Annotated in this window: 15 protein-coding genes; 3 read left to right on the top strand and 12 right to left on the bottom strand. The window is 59.2% G+C overall.

Annotated elements, in window-relative coordinates:
• Positions 1-46: 46 nt before the first annotated feature.
• From ACYVHK_RS22230 to ssuE, 5 genes are all read right to left on the bottom strand, one after another.
• Positions 47-991 carry a bifunctional riboflavin kinase/FMN adenylyltransferase gene (locus tag ACYVHK_RS22230; protein WP_460536717.1) on the bottom strand — a complete coding sequence of 315 codons (945 nt, stop codon included), beginning with the start codon at positions 989-991 and terminating at the stop codon, positions 47-49.
• 127 nt (positions 992-1,118) lie between these two features.
• The gene (gene flgA / locus ACYVHK_RS22225; RefSeq protein WP_460536715.1) at positions 1,119-1,793 is read right to left on the bottom strand and encodes a flagellar basal body P-ring formation chaperone FlgA; all 675 of its coding nucleotides are present in this window, start codon (positions 1,791-1,793) and stop codon (positions 1,119-1,121) included.
• A gap of 86 nt (positions 1,794-1,879) precedes the next feature.
• Positions 1,880-2,416: an RBBP9/YdeN family alpha/beta hydrolase gene (locus ACYVHK_RS22220; protein ID WP_460536713.1), complete on the bottom strand. Its 537-nt coding sequence runs from the start codon at positions 2,414-2,416 to the stop codon at positions 1,880-1,882.
• A 98-nt stretch (positions 2,417-2,514) separates the two neighbouring features.
• A complete protein-coding gene (locus ACYVHK_RS22215; RefSeq protein WP_460536710.1) occupies positions 2,515-2,730 on the bottom strand; it encodes a TOBE domain-containing protein in 216 nt (71 codons plus the stop codon).
• Positions 2,731-2,958: 228 nt separating this feature from the next.
• On the bottom strand, positions 2,959-3,555 hold the full coding sequence (gene ssuE, locus ACYVHK_RS22210; protein ID WP_460536708.1) for an NADPH-dependent FMN reductase family protein: 597 nt from the start codon (positions 3,553-3,555) through the stop codon (positions 2,959-2,961).
• Between the two features lie 209 nt (positions 3,556-3,764).
• Here ssuE and ACYVHK_RS22205 point away from each other — a divergent pair, with 209 nt between their 5' ends.
• Both ACYVHK_RS22205 and ACYVHK_RS22200 read left to right on the top strand, forming a co-directional pair.
• Positions 3,765-5,306 carry a DNA recombination protein RmuC gene (locus ACYVHK_RS22205; RefSeq protein ID WP_460536706.1) on the top strand — a complete coding sequence of 514 codons (1,542 nt, stop codon included), beginning with the start codon at positions 3,765-3,767 and terminating at the stop codon, positions 5,304-5,306.
• Entirely contained in the window at positions 5,303-5,740 is a 438-nt protein-coding gene (locus ACYVHK_RS22200; protein ID WP_460536704.1) for a DUF4124 domain-containing protein, read from the top strand. The genes ACYVHK_RS22205 and ACYVHK_RS22200 overlap by 4 nt, the downstream gene beginning before the upstream one ends.
• Positions 5,741-5,747: 7 nt before the next feature.
• On the opposite strand, the gene ACYVHK_RS22195 is transcribed toward ACYVHK_RS22200, so the two are convergent.
• Positions 5,748-6,056: an RnfH family protein gene (locus ACYVHK_RS22195; protein ID WP_460536702.1), complete on the bottom strand. Its 309-nt coding sequence runs from the start codon at positions 6,054-6,056 to the stop codon at positions 5,748-5,750.
• Positions 6,053-6,481, bottom strand: coding sequence for a type II toxin-antitoxin system RatA family toxin (locus ACYVHK_RS22190; RefSeq protein WP_460536700.1), 429 nt, complete (start codon positions 6,479-6,481; stop codon positions 6,053-6,055). Before ACYVHK_RS22190 ends, ACYVHK_RS22195 begins: the two co-directional genes overlap by 4 nt.
• Before the next feature lie 84 nt (positions 6,482-6,565).
• On the opposite strand from ACYVHK_RS22190, the gene dnaB reads away from it, so the two are divergent.
• Positions 6,566-7,996: a replicative DNA helicase gene (gene dnaB, locus ACYVHK_RS22185; protein ID WP_460536698.1), complete on the top strand. Its 1,431-nt coding sequence runs from the start codon at positions 6,566-6,568 to the stop codon at positions 7,994-7,996.
• 62 nt (positions 7,997-8,058) lie between these two features.
• Here the strand turns inward: dnaB and ACYVHK_RS22180 are convergent, their stop codons facing one another.
• From ACYVHK_RS22180 to ACYVHK_RS22160, 5 genes are all read right to left on the bottom strand, one after another.
• On the bottom strand, positions 8,059-8,934 hold the full coding sequence (locus tag ACYVHK_RS22180) for a DUF3667 domain-containing protein (protein ID WP_460536696.1): 876 nt from the start codon (positions 8,932-8,934) through the stop codon (positions 8,059-8,061).
• A gap of 157 nt (positions 8,935-9,091) precedes the next feature.
• Positions 9,092-9,997, bottom strand: coding sequence for a tetratricopeptide repeat protein (locus tag ACYVHK_RS22175; RefSeq protein WP_460536694.1), 906 nt, complete (start codon positions 9,995-9,997; stop codon positions 9,092-9,094).
• Positions 9,994-10,764: a ParA family protein gene (locus tag ACYVHK_RS22170; RefSeq protein ID WP_460536692.1), complete on the bottom strand. Its 771-nt coding sequence runs from the start codon at positions 10,762-10,764 to the stop codon at positions 9,994-9,996. Before ACYVHK_RS22170 ends, ACYVHK_RS22175 begins: the two co-directional genes overlap by 4 nt.
• A gap of 114 nt (positions 10,765-10,878) precedes the next feature.
• Entirely contained in the window at positions 10,879-12,282 is a 1,404-nt protein-coding gene (locus ACYVHK_RS22165) for a PhoH family protein (protein ID WP_460536690.1), read from the bottom strand.
• A 107-nt stretch (positions 12,283-12,389) separates the two neighbouring features.
• Positions 12,390-12,842 carry a peroxiredoxin gene (locus ACYVHK_RS22160; protein ID WP_460536688.1) on the bottom strand — a complete coding sequence of 151 codons (453 nt, stop codon included), beginning with the start codon at positions 12,840-12,842 and terminating at the stop codon, positions 12,390-12,392.
• Positions 12,843-12,922 lie beyond the last annotated feature (80 nt).

Here is a 12,922-nt window from a genome sequence, read left to right as displayed (position 1 = left end):
CGGCTTGCCCTGGCAAGCCGGCATATGCAGTGCAGCCCCCGTCCGCTCACGGACGGGGGAGGCTAATTCGTTCGCGGTAGTAGGCGCGTGCGTTCTCCACATCGAGCTTGATCTGGGCTATCAACGGATCAAGACCATCGTACTTTTCCTCGTCACGCAGCTTGTGCAGGAAATCGATCTGCAAATGGCGGCCGTACAGATTGCCGGTGAAGTCCGGCAGATGAACCTCTAATGCAATACGGCCGGAATCGTCCACGGTGGGACGCTTGCCCAGGCTGGCAGCGCCCAACAAGGGCTGATCACCGATGCCATGCACGGCTGTCACAAAGATGCCGTTAAGGGGAGGGCGATTGTGCTTGACCTGGATATTGGCAGTCGGGAAGCCGATCTGGCGCCCCAACTTCTGACCATGTACCACTCGGCCGCTGATGCGATAAGGCCGCCCGAGCAGGCGCTCTGCCAAGGCAAGGTTACCCAGTGCGAGCGCATCACGCACGGCGGTGCTGGATGCACGCAAGCCATCCACGGCGATCTCCGGCATCGCTTCGGCAAGGAAGCCCAGCGCATGCCCAAACTGGGCCAAAGCGGCATTGTCGCCGGCTCGTCCCTTGCCAAAGCGGAAGTCGTCGCCCACCAGTACATAACGCGCGCCAATCTGGCCAGCAACAATGTCGCGGGCAAAGGCCTCGGCAGACAAGGTAGCAAAATTGCGGCTGAAATGCGCCAGGTAGACGCGAGCGACCCCGGCCTCACGCAAGAGTTCGAGCTTCTCCCGCAGGCTGGACAAGCGCGCTGGCGCCGCATCCGGGGTAAAGAACTCACGCGGGTGGGGTTCGAAGGTCAGGACAGCAGGCGGTAGACCAAGGCGATTCGCTTCGCCGATCAGGCGATCCAGCATGGCGCGATGCCCACGGTGCAAGCCATCGAAGTTACCGATGGTCAGGGCGCAAGGGCCGGCCGGGCAGAAAGGGGCACCACGGAATACCTGCATGGAGAGTAAGTCGATATCGCCAAAGTGGGAAGAACAGGCGATTCTACTTGCGGGGGGGCCGGGGGTCTAGCGAACACGCCCAGGGCGGGATCGCCCAAGCACCGATAATTGCTGCAGCGCAACCAGGCTAGTAGCGGATCTCGACGGTGCCGGTACCGCGCGCAATACCTTGCACGGTCGCCCCGGTAATCATCTTGACGCTGACCTGCTGCCCCTCGTTGGCGTTACTCAAAGCGCGGCCTTCGCTCGCCACCTCGAACCCCTGGCCGGACGCAATGACCTTGACGTACTCATTGGCCTTGACGGCATAAGGTGCCCGCATCTGATCAATACGTAGTGGCGCGCCGGCGGGCGTGCCGCCAATCAAGGTACGCCCCACCGCCGTCGTATGATCGACGACGACTGTCGCCGGCAACTGGGCAAGATCCCCGCTGCGACGTTCCATATCATTCTCGGTCAGTTCATAACCGGAGGGCAGAGCACGGGTCGCCACCCAGTAATCCGCCTGTATCGATATTGCCACCGGCAGATTGACCGACCATTTGGCGCCTTTGCTGCAGGTGACACGTACACTGGAATTGCCAACAAGGCGATTCCCGTTTGGCAACACGACATCCAGCTTCTGGCAAGGCGCCAGCTCCAGGCGATTATCCAGCTTACCCAACTGAAAGCTGGCCCGATCACCATAGCTGCTCAGCTGTGCTGCCAGGAAAGTCTTGGCCGCTTCAGCCACGGTCTCCAGACTTTGACGTGACTCGGCCGCCAGCGAAAAAACGCTGGAAAACACCAGGAGGAGAGACAAGCAGCGAAACATTGCAGCGCAGGCGTATGACGTCGGGTTTTCCAGTTTGGAACCGGAAGCGATGAAAGGCAAGTACAGCGCGCGATTCAAGCCAATAAACCGGCCAATAGCTGCTTACCTTGTGGCCAATCGCCAAACCCGCTTGCCGCATTGATATGGCCTGCACCAGCCAGCGTTATCAAGCTGCTACGCCAGGCAGTAGCGAACTGCCGGCTGCGTTCGATCCGGCAGAATGGATCGTCATCACTCGCCACGACGATGGCAGGAAAGGGGAGGGCTGATTGAGGAATGGGCGCGAAGCCCACTATTTCTCGCGGGGCGTCGACTCGCTCGGCATCTGCCGGGGCGACCAGCAGCGCACCCGCCAGGCGCGCGGCACGCTCCGGATACGCCACCGCCCAGTGAGCCAGCGTCAGGCATCCCAGGCTATGGCACACCACAATGACTTCATCGACCTTGTCATCCAGGTGCCGGTCCAGCGTTGCCACCCATGAATCCAGATCAGGTTTGTCCCAATCGGCCTGAGGTACGCGGGAGGCTTGGGATGCCCATTCTAGCTGCCAGAGCGACTGCCAGTGAGCAGGACCTGAATCCTGCCAACCAGGGTGGATGACGATGTGCATGGGTCAATTTGCGGGATGTAATTGGCAGGCAAGCTTGCAGTCGGCCGGCCAATTCGGCAAGCCGTCTGCACCAAGAAAAGGCAAACGGAGGTTAACCCTCATAGCTTGGCTATGGACACCTCGGTGGATTTGACGAAGGCGATGACTTCCGAACCAACCTTCAAATCCAGCTCCTTGACGGAACGGGTCGTAATCACGGAGGTGACGACACCCGCGGGGGTTGCCACATCGACCTCGGACACGACCGGTCCTTCGATGATTTCCTTGATGGAACCCTTGAACTGGTTGCGGACGTTGATGGATTTGATGCTCATCTGCTTAGCTCCTGCTGGTTGGTTACGATGACAATTTGCCGATATCCGCCGAGCCCGTTGCCGGCAGCCCGATCCGCCCCAAAAATGCATGGTCCAAGGCACTGCTTGGATTGATTCGCCAAGCCTTGGTGAATCCACCGCCGCCCGCCCCCACGGACAGGAGTTAGGCCCATGGGGGCGGGGCTGACCCGCGCTCCCCAACGCAGGCGGTGGTGGAATCGTATGTCCTCAAACACCCAACTGGGCTGCGGCCACCCGTTGAGCCAACAAACCTGGGTCATGCCTTGGTAACGGTGCGGCTGGCAGCGCATCAATAAAGCGCGCCAGGCCGGTCGTTAGCCGGGCTTGCAACTCATCCTCGAATTGCACGCTGCCATCCTGTCGATACTCAATCTGCCCATCGACCGCGAAGGCACCGTCAAGTATCTGCTTCGCCTTGAGCGCGCCAAGTACGGGCTTGAGCGCATAATCCACCGCCAGCACATGATTGGGATTGGCCCCAACCGCAAGTGGCAGTATGACTTTGCCGGCAAACGCCCGCTCCGGCAGGATGTCAAGCAGCAGCTTCAAGGCCCCGCTGTAAGCCGCCTTATAGACAGGCGTCGCGACAATCACACCATCTGCCCGGGCAATGTTGTACAGAAAGCTGGCAACTTCGGTCGCATGCTTCCAGCCGTAGAGCAAAGCCTGGGGCGGAAAGTCCGCCACGCTAATTAACTGGCTGTCGATCCCGTGCGCTGTCAGCACCGTCGCGCTACGCTGCAGCAGGGCAGTAGAGCGCGACAGGTTGTTGGGGCTGCCTGCGAGCAAGATGACGGACGTCATTGACCTTTATTCCTTATCCCGTACTGATCAATTGATCATTATTCGATGCATGCATATTCGGACGCAGCGAAAATTCTCACAAGGAATAAAGAATTGTTTTTTTATAACAAAATGAAATTAAAATACCAGGCAGTGCGAGCACTGCGTACCCCGCGGCTCAGGGTAGGGCGTATGATCGCGCCAGAGGTAAATGCTCTTGGAATATCACTATGATTGAAGTCTTGTTTGGTATCGTCACATTGGTCGTATTGCTGGCTGGCGGCCTGGTGATCGTCAGATTGGGCGTTCTGGCTCAGGCACAGCGAAGCACGCTGGATTTGCTCTCCGCCCAGCTGGAAGAAAAACACCGGGCCATGCTGAGCGATCTGCATGCCGGTTTGCAGCGCCAGTCCGATGCCCTCAACCATGGTTTCGCAGAACAGAGCGACCGCCTGCGCAATAGCGTTCAGGAATCCGGGGAGCGGCTGCGCGACAGCGTGGGGCAGTCATTTGATCGCCTGCGCGAGGCAGTAGGGACTGAACTCAAGGACACGCGGGTTGGGCTCGAGACGCTACGGGCGACGCAGACCGAGGCCCTGCAAGCGGCGCAGATTGCCCAGACCAATGCACTGCAATCGATGCAACTGACCCAGACCCAGGCCCTGGCCGACAGCCGCGAGGCCATCGCCAAGCAACTCGCAGACATCTCTCAGACAGTGCAGCAAAAGCAGGACGCCTTGCGCACGGAAATTCTCGAAACCGTCAGCAAACAGGTTGGCGAACAGGGCCGCGCCCAGCAGGAGCTGCTGCTCAACACCCTGCGCCGGACCACCGAACAGCTGACCCAGACTGTCACCCAGCTTGGCGAAACGGTAGACAAGCGACTGGAGCAGATATCCGGCAAGGTCAGCGAACGCTTGGAAGAAGGCTTCAAGAAGACCAATGAAACCTTCGCCAATGTCATGGCCCGCCTCGCCACCATCGACGAGGCCCAGAAGAAGATCGACGGCCTGACGACAAACGTGGTCAGTCTGCAGGAACTACTGGGCGATAAGCGCTCGCGCGGTGCATTTGGCGAAGTACAGCTCGAGCATCTGGTCAGCAATGTCTTGCCGGTCTCCTGCTACCAGATGCAGGCCACGCTATCGAATGGCACGCGTGCCGACTGCATCCTGAACCTGCCGGAGCCGACTGGCACGCTGGCGGTGGATTCCAAGTTCCCGCTGGAAAACTATCACCGCATGTTCGCTACCAGCGTGGAAGCGGAGCGGGTGATGGCGCAGCGACATTTCAAGGTCGATGTGAAGAAGCACATCGATGCCATCAGCGAGAAGTACATCATCCCCGGCGAGACGGCAGACGGTGCTGTCATGTTTATCCCGGCCGAAGCGGTCTTTGCCGAAATCCATGCCTACCACCCGGAACTGGTGCAGTACGCCATGGGCAAGCGGGTGTGGATTGTTTCGCCAACCACCATGATGGCCGTGCTCAATACGGCGCGAGCGGTCATCAAAGATGTTGAAACCCGCCGTCAGGTACATATCATCAAGGACGCACTAGGCAAGCTAAGCAAGGAGTTCAGCCGCTTTGACCAGCGTATGAAGAAGCTCGCCGACCATATCCGCATGGCCCACGAGGATGCCCAGCAGGTACAGGTCACCAGTGAAAAGATCAGCAAGCGTTTTGTCGAGATCGAGCACGTGCGCTTTGATGATGTCTCATCCAGCGAACCCCTACCGTTGGCCGCACCGGCTCAAGAGGAAATAGTATGAACCACCATTTTCGCATCGCTTTTTGCCTGAGCGCCTTGCTCGCATCTTCCTTGGCGTTTGCCGAGGTCTACAAGTGGGTGGATGCCAATGGCAAGGTGCAATATGGCGACCAGCCGCCTCCCGCTGCGAAGAGCGCCACCGTCAAGCTGCCCGGCAACAGCGTCGCGCCACAGGTCCCCAGCGGAACAGGCAAGCCATCGGTGGTTGAGCCCAAGAAGGAGCCCGCCCTGAAGGAAGCGAAAGTCACGCCGGAGGAAGCGCGTGCCAATTGCGACAAACTGACTGCACATATCCAGTCCATGGGGGACGTCGCTTATGTCACCGGCAAGGATGCCAAGGGCAAGGAATATGATCTGACCTCAGCCCAGATGAAGAGCGCCCTGGAGGGCTACCGCAAGGACCAGGCCTACTGGTGTGGCAAAGCCGGCAAATAAGCAGGACTTATTCGTCGCCTGCCTTTTTCATCGTCTTACCCAGCGCGACACGCCGATGTCGCGCATCCTTGGGGTCTGCCAGCAGAGGGCGATAGACCTCCACCCGGTCCAACTCCCTCAGCACCGCATTAGGCGCGCACACGCGGCCATGAACGCCAACCGGGCAGTCTGCCAATGTCAGCTCGGGAAACATAGCCGCAAGGCCTGAGGCAGCCAGCGCGTCGGCAACCGTGCTGCCTGCTGCAAGATGCAGCACAACCAGACGCTGCTTGTCGGGAATGGCGCACGCCACTTCAACCTGGATCGTATCGCTCATCCGTAGCGCCTCCCGGCTTCCTTGACGAAGGCATCGACAAAGGTGCCGGCTATCTTGCTGAACACGGGTCCTACCAACCCCTCCAAGGTGCGACTTGCAAACTCATAGTCGAGTTCGAACTCGACCTTGCAGGCATCCTCGGCCAGCACGACGAAGCGCCAGGCGCCAGTCAAGCTCTTGAACGGACCGTCCTTGAGCTCCATGGTGATCAAGTCCGGCTGTTTGCGATTCTCTGTGGTGAAGGACGACTTCAGTCCCAGGTAGTCGATACCCACGGTCGCGATGGTCCAGTCTTCATCGCGCAGGTGGATTTCCGTGTCGCCACACCAGGGTAAGAAGCGAGGGTAATCCTCGACACCGTCGATCAGGGTGAACATGCTGGCAGCGGGGTAGGGGACCAGAACGGACTTGCGGACTTGGGGCATGACGGATTTTCGACGGATGTACGGGTAGAATGCGGTTTTAATCGCGACTGCAAGGTCGCGCATCCTAAGCGCCAGCCCCCGCACATGCAATTTGACCAAGACGACGCCGAGCATTTTACCCCCGATATGTCGCCAGAAGACTCGCAACTGGCGAACATCCGTACGCCACCGCATTCGGTCGAGGCTGAACAGTCGGTGCTGGGTGGCCTGCTGATCGACAACGGCTCATGGGACAGGATTGCCGACGCGATCACGGAACCAGACTTCTACCGTGACGACCATCGCGTCATCTTCCGTCATATTTCCCGCATGGTGGAGACGGGTCGACCCGCCGATGCCATCACGGTGGCCGAATCGCTGGATAATGCCGACCAGCTGGCCTACGTCGGTGGCCTGACCTATCTGGCCAGCCTGGCTCAGAACGTACCGAGTGCGGCCAATATCAAGCGCTACGCTGAAATCGTGCGCGAGCGCTCCATCATGCGCCAGCTGGCTGCCATCGGCACCGAGATTGCCGACGCCGCCTACAACCCCAAAGGCAGGGAGGCCGCGCAGCTGCTGGACATGGCCGAGGGCAAGGTGTTCGAGATTGCCGAGCAGTCGGCACGTGGCAAGCAGGGCTTTCTGGGCATGCCGCAACTACTGAAAGAAGTCGTCACCCGTATCGACGAACTCTACAGCCGCGACAATCCGGATGCCGTTACCGGCATCCCGACCGGCTGGACCGATTTTGACAACCGGACATCCGGCCTGCAACCCGGCGACCTGATCATCGTGGCCGGCCGCCCATCCATGGGCAAGACCGCTTTCTCGGTGAACCTGGCAGAAAACGTCGCCATCGATTCCGGCCTGCCGGTTGCCATCTTTTCGATGGAAATGGGCGGCGCGCAGCTCGCGATGCGGATGATCGGCTCGGTCGGCCGCCTCGATCAGCACAAGATCAAGACGGGCCGGCTTGAAGACGACGATTGGCAAAAGCTGACCTATGCCGCCGGCAAGCTGTCTGAAGCCAATATCTTCATCGACGAGACCCCTGGCCTGACGGCGCTTGAACTCCGGGCCCGGGCTAGACGACTGGCGCGACAGTTCAATGGCAAGCTGGGCCTGATCGTCATCGACTATATCCAGCTGATGTCAGGCTCCGGCAAAGACCAGAACCGGGCGACGGAAGTGAGTGAAATCTCCCGTTCGCTCAAGGGTCTGGCCAAGGAGCTGCGCGTGCCGGTGATTGCGCTGTCGCAGTTGAGCCGTGCAGTTGAACAACGTCCCAACAAGCGCCCGATGATGTCTGACTTGCGGGAATCCGGCGCCATTGAACAGGATGCCGACTTGATCATCTTCCTGTACCGGGATGAGTACTACAATCCGGATTCGCCCGACAAGGGCCTTGCCGAGATCATCATCAGCAAGCATCGGAACGGCCCGACCGGTACGGTTCGGCTGACCTTCCTGGGTCACTGGTCCCGATTCGAAAACGCGGCCTTGCCAGGCGGCGGATGGGTAGACGGGGAATAATGAAAAGAAAAAGGGTGGACCTGCCAGGGCCACCCTTTTTTCTGGTCACGTTGACTTCGCTATCAGGCGCTCAGCAAGACCACCACGATCAGGATCAGCCCACCGAGGCTGAGTGCGACAGCCTGGCCAGTCAGCAACAAGGTCGAGCGGCATAGCTGTCCGAACAGCCCGCCACCAAACACCCTGCGGTTGGCCTGGGCGATGTAGATCCACCAGCCAATGGACAGCCAAGCTGTCATGCCCGGTATGGGTAGCCACCAGGTCAGCAGCAGGGACAGAAACACAAAAGCGTGTAGGTGCAAGGCCATCAGGAAATGCTCCCCGTAGTAGCGCTTCCGCCGGAAATAGAGCACCCAGCTACCAAAGGCAAACATCGGCATCATCAGGAAAATCAGGTAGGGGATACGGGCGCGGAAATTGTGCCACCAGCGCTCCTTGGTGCCTTCCGGGTCCTGCTTGTAGTGCGCATGGGCATTTCGGGCCCGCTCAGCCAGTCGCTCCAGCCAGGGACTCGTGTCATCCACCGCGTCCTTGGCGATATCAAGCCCCTCGGCAATCTCCTTGTGCTGCTCCGGCGGTTCTTGGGTAGCGCCGCCCTGCGTCGCTGCCGACGATACACCATGTCCCTCGCGGCGAGATTTCGGCCTGGAATCGGGCGATGCCTCCGATTTTCCTGCATCGGTCGACCTCGTCGCCACGCTGGCCTCGTCGGGCCTCTCCTCCGGCTCTCCGCCAGTCGGGATCAGCGCCGTCAAGAGGAAGAACAGGAAACTGGTGGTGATATAGAGTGCCAGCGGCTTGACGTAACGTCGGCGCCTGCCGCGGATGTACTCGATCGTCAGCAGGCCAGGCCGCCGGATCAGGGTCCACAAGGTGCGCCAGAGCTTACCTTCCAGCGCAACATAATGATGCAGGTACTCATGCACGAACTCATGCATGGAAGGCGCTTCTATCACTGTCTCCTGGCCGCATTGAGCACAATAGGGACCATGGACGGCGGCATCGCAGTTGGGGCAGTGCTCGGGCAGTGCGTGAGTTGCAGATAGGGTCATGAAGTAAGGGCGTGTGAAATGGATAGGAAGCGCGGTTCGGCGGCTACTGGGCCAGCTGTCTCAATCTTGCGATACGTGCCGGCTCCGTCTTGACCAGCCAGCCGTCCCTGGACAGCGTAACCAGCGCACGACGGAAATAGCTGCGGGCAACATCGTTACGCCCCAAGGCAAACAGATTTTCGGCGATCTCCTCGTAGACATAACCATCTTCTTCACCCAACTTGTTCCAGGCGCGTTCCAGGTCCAGCTGTATGGTCAGGGCTCGCTCAGGATCGCCGGTTTCCCGCAATAGCTTTGCCACGCTCCAGCGGGCGATCAGCAGGCGCCGCCCGCCACCGTGCTGCTCATGCCAGGTCTGTGCGCGGCGCAGATACTCCAGCGCCTTGGTCATGTCTTTCTGATCGTGATAGACCCAGGCCAGGTTGTTGTAGAGCGACCCCAGCCAATCGGCCGCATGTGGCTGGCTGCTGCGCTCGGCCACGGCAATGGCCTTGAGATTCCAGTCGATCGCCGTCTTGCCTGGTTCCACAATACCCAGCATGTGCATGGCATCAATGGCATGAAAGTCCAGGTTGTTACGCTGGGCCAGCAGCATGGCATTACGGAACCATCGCCACGCTTTCTTCTGCTCGCCCGCGGCAATCAGCAGCCGTCCACGCTCCAGCAGGTAGCGCACGCTTACCAGGGGCGGCAGCTCCCCCAGGCTCGTAGATAAGGCATCAAGGGCTTTGTTTGCCTCTTCTATCTTCCCCTGCATACCTTGGGCACGCGCAATCTGGGTCAATAGTTCAGCCTGCGCCGCGACATCCTGCTCCCGCTCAGCCTTGCGATAGGCTTCCCGGAACTTGGCTTCGGACTCGACCGGTCTGTCGTAATCCCACAAGCCATCGATATCTGCCGCGCTCGCAAAGGCGGCCAGGCACAGTAACAACAGAAAACGAAATATCACTTACCCACCCGGATAAAACCTGACTCAACCAACTCATCCAGCAGGTAGCTGAAATCTTCGGCCCCTTCCGAATCCGGCGCAAAGCTGAAGACATCCTGATTGTTGCCGACGCCCTCCAGCACACTCTGACTCTCGAATACCCGAGTACGGCAAAAGTCCTTGCCATAACGGCGTGTCAGCTCATGGGCGATCTTCTCCGAAGTCGAATGCCCCCGCTGATATCTATTGATGAATACCTTGCGAGGCCTGTACAGGCCCTTGGTGGCCAGGCCCTGCAAGGTCTGATCCAGTTGCGCAGCGCCATTCATGGCGAGGTATTCAGCCGTGACCGGCACCAGCACCACATCTGCGGCCATCAATGCCGACAGGGACAGCACGCCCAGCATGGGGCAGCAGTCGATCAACACCGGTGTGTCGCTGCTGGACAACATTTCCTCTGCCATGGCGATCTTGAGCCGCCGCAAATCGCGCCGATTCTGGGTAAGCATCATGTCCACCCGGGCCAATTCCATATGCGAGGCGATCAGGTTGACCTGGTTGGGCAGTTGCTTGACCAGATCAGACAGCGGTATCTGATCCTGGAAAAAGCTGTAAACCGTCTCCTTGACCTTGGGATTGAGGCCCGACATGGTCGTGAGGTGGGCCTGGGGATCCAGGTCGATCGCCAGCGGTGCCAGACCATTCCTGGCCATGGCGGCAGCGAGATTGGCCGTCGTGGTGGTCTTGCCCACGCCACCCTTCTGGTTGAATACGGCGATGATGGTCATGGAGGCCTGTCTGTCTCTCTGGGTTGACCGTAAGTTTAGCTGCCGGCCGACGAATGCAAACAGTAAAACGCCCGGACTGCCAAACGCAGCCCGGGCGCCGGTTTGCGGCCGCTTTTATAGCACTTCGGCAGCGTGGTCGGCCAGTCGCGAACGCTCGCCGCGTTGCAAGGTGATATGTCCCGAATGCCCCCAGCCCTTGAAACGATCTACCACATAGGTCAAGCCTGACGATCCTTCGGTCAGGTAAGGTGTATCGATCTGCGCGATATTGCCGAGACAGACCACCTTGGTACCCGGTCCCGCACGGGTCACCAACGTCTTCATCTGCTTGGGCGTCAGGTTCTGCGCCTCGTCGATGATCAGGAACTTGTTGAGAAAGGTCCGGCCGCGCATGAAGTTCAAGGATTTGACCTTGATGCGTGAGCGGATCAGGTCCCGTGTCGCAGCACGACCCCATTCGCCGGATTCACCATCGGTCTGGTTCAAGACATCGAGGTTGTCCTCCAGCGCCCCCATCCAGGGCATCATCTTCTCTTCCTCGGTACCCGGCAGGAAGCCGATATCCTCACCCACCGGCACGGTGACCCGGGTCATGATGATCTCGGTGTAGCGCTTCTCTTCCAGCGTCATCATCAGTGCGGACGCCAGCGTCAGCAGCGTCTTGCCGGTACCGGCCTGGCCCAGCAGCGTGACGAAGTCGATATCCGGATTCATCAGCAAGTTGATGGCGAAGTTCTGTTCGCGGTTGCGTGCAGTAATCCCCCAGATGGCGTTTTTCGGGTGGCTATAGTCCTTGATGGACTCCAGTACGGCGGTCTTGCCTTCGACCTGCTTTACCATGGCGAGGAAAGGTTTTTCCGCCTCCTGCCAGATCATCTGGTTCAGCAGCAGGCTGGCGCAATCGTTGCCCTTCAGCTGGTAGTAGGCGCGGCCACCTTCCTGCCAGCTCTTCATATCTTTGCCATTCTTCTCCCAGAAGGACTGCTCTATCTCGCGTACGCCGGTGTACAGAAGGTCCGTGTCTTCCAGTACCTGATCGTTGAAGTAGTCCTCGGCAGCCAGACCCAGCGCCCGCGCCTTGATGCGCATATTGATGTCTTTGGACACCAGCACCACATCCCGCTTGGGATGCTGCTGGGCCAGTTGCATCACCACCGTGAGTATCTGGTTATCCGCCTTGCCGACCGGCAAGTCGGCCGGTAGCTCGACCTTGGTGGCCTGCGTCTGCAAGAAGAGGTTACCGCTGGCCATGCCTTTCGATGGGCCGGTGAGTGGCACGCCGCTGACGATTTCGGCTTCCCTGCCACTGACAATATCGTCCAGGAAGCGGCTAGCCTGACGGGCATTGCGCGCTACTTCGCTCATTCCCTTCTTGTGACCGTCCAGCTCCTCCAGGGTCACCATGGGTAAGCAGATGTCGTGCTCTTCAAAACGGAACAGACTGGTGGGATCGTGCATCAGCACGTTGGTATCCAGCACAAAGAGCTTGGTGGTTTTGGCTTTACGAGCAGCGGCCATAGTTTCCTCGGGCTAGGTGATAGGTCGGAGCAGGCTCCGACATCGTCCGGATCGGCAGATACCGACCCCTGTATGCAAAACGCCCGTCACAGGGACGGGCGTTTCACTTATTTCATCGTTTGCACGAAAGCTAGCACTTCACTCACATGGCCTGGCACCTTTACGCCACGCCACTCCTTCACGATCTGTCCTTTGGCATCCACCACAAAGGTACTGCGTTCTATGCCGCGCACCTGCTTGCCATACATATTTTTCAGCTTCATCACGCCAAACGCTTCGCACATCACCTCTTCGGGGTCGGATACCAGCTCGAAGGGCATTTCCAGCTTGGCCTTGAAGCCTTCATGGGATTTGACACTATCGCGACTGATGCCAAACACCTTGGCGCCAGCGGCCAGGAAGGCTGCATGCTGATCACGGAAATCACCACTCTCGGTCGTGCAACCGGGTGTGTTGTCCTTGGGATAGAAGAAGAGTACGTAAGGCGAGCCGGCGAGTGCGGCAGTATCGAAAGTCTGGTTGCCAGTCATCGGCAAGTTGAGGGCGGGTACTGCGGTCATTACGTCCTCCGGTTTGATTTGATTGTGGTCAAAAATTGCAGGCCATACAAGCCATTCGGCCCGCTGTCCCGGGCGATACT

It is taken from the genome of Chitinimonas naiadis (assembly GCF_054780835.1).
This window is presented reverse-complemented; position numbering and strand designations above follow the sequence as displayed.

What these genes read in the sequence shown, in the direction of transcription:
- ACYVHK_RS22195 (WP_460536702.1), bottom strand. Translation starts at nt 6,056, where the DNA reads ATGAGCGATACGATCCAGGTTGAAGTGGCGTGCGCCATTCCCGACAAG.
- ACYVHK_RS22165 (WP_460536690.1), bottom strand. Translation starts at nt 12,282, where the DNA reads ATGGCCGCTGCTCGTAAAGCCAAAACCACCAAGCTCTTTGTGCTGGAT.
- ACYVHK_RS22205 (WP_460536706.1), top strand. Translation starts at nt 3,765, where the DNA reads ATGATTGAAGTCTTGTTTGGTATCGTCACATTGGTCGTATTGCTGGCT.
- ACYVHK_RS22170 (WP_460536692.1), bottom strand. Translation starts at nt 10,764, where the DNA reads ATGACCATCATCGCCGTATTCAACCAGAAGGGTGGCGTGGGCAAGACC.
- ACYVHK_RS22180 (WP_460536696.1), bottom strand. Translation starts at nt 8,934, where the DNA reads ATGCATGAGTTCGTGCATGAGTACCTGCATCATTATGTTGCGCTGGAA.
- ssuE (WP_460536708.1), bottom strand. Translation starts at nt 3,555, where the DNA reads ATGACGTCCGTCATCTTGCTCGCAGGCAGCCCCAACAACCTGTCGCGC.
- ACYVHK_RS22190 (WP_460536700.1), bottom strand. Translation starts at nt 6,481, where the DNA reads ATGCCCCAAGTCCGCAAGTCCGTTCTGGTCCCCTACCCCGCTGCCAGC.
- ACYVHK_RS22160 (WP_460536688.1), bottom strand. Translation starts at nt 12,842, where the DNA reads ATGACCGCAGTACCCGCCCTCAACTTGCCGATGACTGGCAACCAGACT.
- ACYVHK_RS22200 (WP_460536704.1), top strand. Translation starts at nt 5,303, where the DNA reads ATGAACCACCATTTTCGCATCGCTTTTTGCCTGAGCGCCTTGCTCGCA.
- dnaB (WP_460536698.1), top strand. Translation starts at nt 6,566, where the DNA reads ATGCAATTTGACCAAGACGACGCCGAGCATTTTACCCCCGATATGTCG.
- ACYVHK_RS22215 (WP_460536710.1), bottom strand. Translation starts at nt 2,730, where the DNA reads ATGAGCATCAAATCCATCAACGTCCGCAACCAGTTCAAGGGTTCCATC.
- ACYVHK_RS22230 (WP_460536717.1), bottom strand. Translation starts at nt 991, where the DNA reads ATGCAGGTATTCCGTGGTGCCCCTTTCTGCCCGGCCGGCCCTTGCGCC.
- ACYVHK_RS22220 (WP_460536713.1), bottom strand. Translation starts at nt 2,416, where the DNA reads ATGCACATCGTCATCCACCCTGGTTGGCAGGATTCAGGTCCTGCTCAC.